The organism is Aeromonas sp. A35_P, from assembly GCF_002259925.1.
GTDB classification, from domain to species: domain Bacteria; phylum Pseudomonadota; class Gammaproteobacteria; order Enterobacterales; family Aeromonadaceae; genus Aeromonas; species Aeromonas dhakensis.
Genome location: NZ_NEVB01000149.1, coordinates 1 through 3,884, shown reverse-complemented (window position 1 = coordinate 3,884; position 3,884 = coordinate 1). Strand labels below are relative to the sequence as shown.

Sequence of the window (3,884 nt, the reverse complement as noted above, 5' to 3'; positions counted from 1 at the left end):
TCAATCTGCCGAAATTTCAGCTATTTATAGAACTTTTTCTGTATGGAATCTCGTCGAAAAAGTTCTTAAAAATGCCAAAATTTCAGCCGTTCGGCAGACCTCCTCGACCTAGCCTAGGATGGTGTTCCCACTTCCTTTGCTCGGTCTCGTTGCCCGCTGAAGGAGCACGTCAGCCCTGACATGCTTCTCCAGCAAACGCCTACTGGCTCTGTGTCCGTAATGACTGATGACTAGCCAACCCCTCGAGCAGCAAGTCCAGCAGCATATTCTGCAACGCCTTGGCCTTATCGGGGTGAGAGAGGTACGTCAGCGACATGCCCTGCTGGGTTTCCATTCGTCCGATGACGGCTTCATCCACCGCATTCGGGAAATCGCCATGCAGAATCGATTCCCGTGGGTTATTGCGGACCTGCTCCATCAGGGGGCCGTTCTCGCTTAGCTTGCTGACCATCCCCTGCACCCAGTCGAGCTTGTCCCCATCAGTCACTTCCAGGCCAAACAGATCGTTCATCCGAGCCAGCAGTTCGGAGAGGAAATCCTTCTTTTCCTCTTTCGGCTTGGCACTGCCAAGGGATGCGATACCCTCCAGCCCATAACCGGCAGCATTCTCTTTAAGTTGCAGATCCTGGGTCCGCTTGGCCTTGAGGTGGTAGTGGCTCAGCATCACCGAGGAAAGGTCTACTTGCTCTTCATCCAGCACCTCTTCCCGCAGCAGAGGCAGCAGGTGGCGTGCAAAGACACACAGCCGCTCCATGTCGTAATCGTCGAAGGGGGTGATCTGGGAGACAAACTCGTAGAACCGCACATAGCCGTTGAGGTTCTTTTTGAACAGCTCCAGCACGGAACGGGCTTCCGCGGCCTCCTTGAGGCGTCGCTCTGCATTGACCTGGTCGCTACCTGAACCACCCTGTTCCATCAGCCACTTGAGCTGGGTCCGGCACTCCCGAATAGCATCGATGGCCAGCCGGTAACGCTTGGCGAAGCGATCTCTGGCCGGAACGGCGTGCCGCAAGAAGGCATCGGCACCCCGTTTGGGGTCGAAGTAGGCATCGGTAAACGCCACTACCTCGGGCCAGGTGAAGATCCCCTCCCCCTTGAGCTTGTGGAACAGGTCATAGATCAGGTTGGGATCCGACACTGAGTCCAGCGTGGCGGTTTCGTAATACTTCTGGAACTCTTCCAGCACATCCTGCGGGTCGTTCACGAAGTCGAGTACATAGGTACTCTCCTTGCCCGGATAGGTGCGATTGAGGCGCGAGAGGGTCTGGATGCAGTCCACCCCGGTTAAGCGTTTGTCCACATACATGGCACACAGCTTGGGCTGATCGAACCCAGTCTGGAACTTGTTGGCCACCAGCATCACCTGATAGTCAGCCGTATCGAACGCCTTACGCATGTCCCGGCCCTTCAGCTCCGGGTTCATGTTCCGCTCGTTCCACATCTGCCCCTCGTCCTCGATGTCGCCCGAGAAGGCCACCATGGCCCGAATGGCTTGATAACCCTGGTCCTTAACGTACTTGTCGAACGCCAGCTTGTAGCGGACCGCCTCCATCCGGCTGCTGGTTACCACCATCGCCTTGGCTTGTCCGCCCAAGAGTTTGCCAACATGCTGGCGGAAGTGCTCGACTATCACCTGCACTTTCTGGCCAATGTTGTGCGGGTGCAGCCGGACCCACTGGGATAGCTTGCGCTTGGCCTTCTTGCTGTCCACTTCTGCATCAGCCGCTTCGCTATCCATCGCCAGCTTGAACGCCAACTGGTAGTTGGTGTAGTTCCGCAACACGTCAAGGATGAACCCCTCCTCGATCGCCTGGCGCATGGTGTAGACGTGGAAAGGCTCGGGTTTATTCTCATCCGAAATGGGCAGATGGGGTTTGGGCGGGCGACCGAACAGCTCCAGCGTTTTGGCCTTCGGGGTAGCAGTGAAGGCGAAGTAGCTGATGTTCTGACTGCCGCCACGGGCAGCCAAGGTCAGGTTCATCACATCCTCGGCCGAGAGCTCTTCCTCATCATTCAGCTGTTCGGCCATCAACACCTCACGCAACTGACGGGCAGTCTTGCCGGTCTGGCTGGAATGAGCCTCGTCGGCCACCACCGCAAAGCGGCTGGCCTTCAGGCTGGTACTCTCCTGAATGGCCTTGAGCACATGGGGGAAGGTCTGAATGGTGACGATAATGATGGGAGTGCCGCTGGTCAGTGCCTCGGCCAACTGAGCAGATTTGCTGCCATCCCCCTCTTCCCGATTGATCCGGGAGATCACCCCGGATGCGTGATCGAACTGAGCGATAGTCTCCTGCAACTGGCTATCGAGCACGGTACGGTCGGTGACTACGATGACGGAATTGAATAGCTTATCCCCGTCACGCCGCAACGACGCAAGCTGATGGGTCAACCAAGCGATAGAGTTCGACTTGCCAGAGCCCGCCGAGTGCTGGATCAGGTACTTCTGGCCGCTCCCTTCTTGGCTCAGCGTTGCAAGCAGCGTCTCCACCACCTTCCACTGGTGATATCGGGGGAAGATCATCGTCTCTTTTTTCTTGATGCGGCCCAGAGCGTCCTCTTCGTGCTTCACCTGCAGATGCAGATAGCGACCCAGAATATTGAGGAAGGTCTCGGGCACGAAAATCTCATGCCATAGGTACTCGCTGGCATAGCCTGTCTCAGGCTGATCGTTCCCTGCCCCGCCCTTGGCGGTGCCACGGTTGAACGGCAAGAAGAAGGTATCTGCTCCGGCCAGCCGCGTGGTCATCGCCACCTCAAACTGATTGACGGCAAAGTGCACCAGCGCCCCGCGACGGAAAGCCAGCAGCGGCTCACGCTTGCCCACCGTCACCAGTGGGCGGTCGAAGCGGTACTGCTGCTTGGCGTTCTCCAGGCTCTGTTTGAAGCAAGACTTGAGCTCCAGCGTTGCCACCGGTATGCCGTTCAAAAACAGGGTGAGATCGAGTCGGCCCTCATAGCCATGGGGGCTGTAAACCAGCTCTGGCACCACCCGCAGTCGGTTCTTGGCATACCGCTCGACCAGCTCAGGGTTAAGATCATGGTCAGGCTTGAAGGTGGCCACCGCCAGGCGGTGCCCTCTGTCCTCAACCTGATGACGGAGTAGCCACAAGGTGCCCCGCTCATCGCTCTCAAGGGATCGAACCACGGCGTTGAGCAGATGACGCTCTGGCTCCTCACCGTAGGTCTTGCAGTATTTCTGCCACCCCTCTGGCTGGCTCTCCTGCACATAGGCGATCAAATCTTCGGAGTAGAGGGCTCGCTCTTTGTCATAGTGTGCAGACTCGCCCACCAGCCAACCTGATGCGGCCAGTTGCTCGATGATATGGTCCTGAAAGGCTTTTTCCCGTGCTTTGTTATCCATTGTGACTTCACATCCGTTTAATCGACAACATACCCTATTTAGTCCACCTGATTGGGGTGAGGGTACTTTTGAGATAAAGAGGGTGAGCTGGTTCCCCCGATTGATTCAGTTGCAGATAATGCAGTTCAGTTAAAAAGCCTCGAACGTGGGATGAACGTTGCTTAAAAGCCCCATGATTACCCCATGCGGCCACTACCACCCCAGCATGATTAGCGAGTTCGGTCAGCCAATCATTATTGTTAATACCAATCGGCTCTGCGGCTACTTTCATATCATCAGGGTCGGTAGCCCTATAAGCGAAGAGGTTGGCCATCACCAAGCCACCATAGCCCCAACTTTTTGCAAAACTAATGCAACGGCGAATAGTGGGGTCATCCTCTGTCTCATCTGCAGTGGATGGGTTCAGTCCGATAAACAGGGCATAAGGTTTGCTGCTGTCCCATACCCGACTTAAGGCGTAACGGTAACAACGACACTCAGAAAGGACTGCATGGCTGGCAAGCTCAGGGTATTGCAAAGC

2 protein-coding genes are annotated in these 3,884 nt (G+C 56.2%); both read right to left on the bottom strand.

The annotated features are described in order from the left end of the window. Window positions 1-199: 199 nt before the first annotated feature. The gene (locus CAK78_RS09885; RefSeq protein WP_094697151.1) at window positions 200-3,364 is read right to left on the bottom strand and encodes a type I restriction endonuclease subunit R; all 3,165 of its coding nucleotides are present in this window, start codon (window positions 3,362-3,364) and stop codon (window positions 200-202) included. 34 nt (window positions 3,365-3,398) lie between these two features. Next, the coding region (locus tag CAK78_RS09880) for a DUF1643 domain-containing protein (RefSeq protein ID WP_217900821.1) at window positions 3,399-3,884 on the bottom strand (486 nt) is incomplete at its 5' end.

Excerpts from the sequence above, each read along its gene's own strand:
- CAK78_RS09885 (WP_094697151.1), bottom strand. The coding sequence starts at position 3,364 with ATGGATAACAAAGCACGGGAAAAAGCCTTTCAGGACCATATCATCGAG.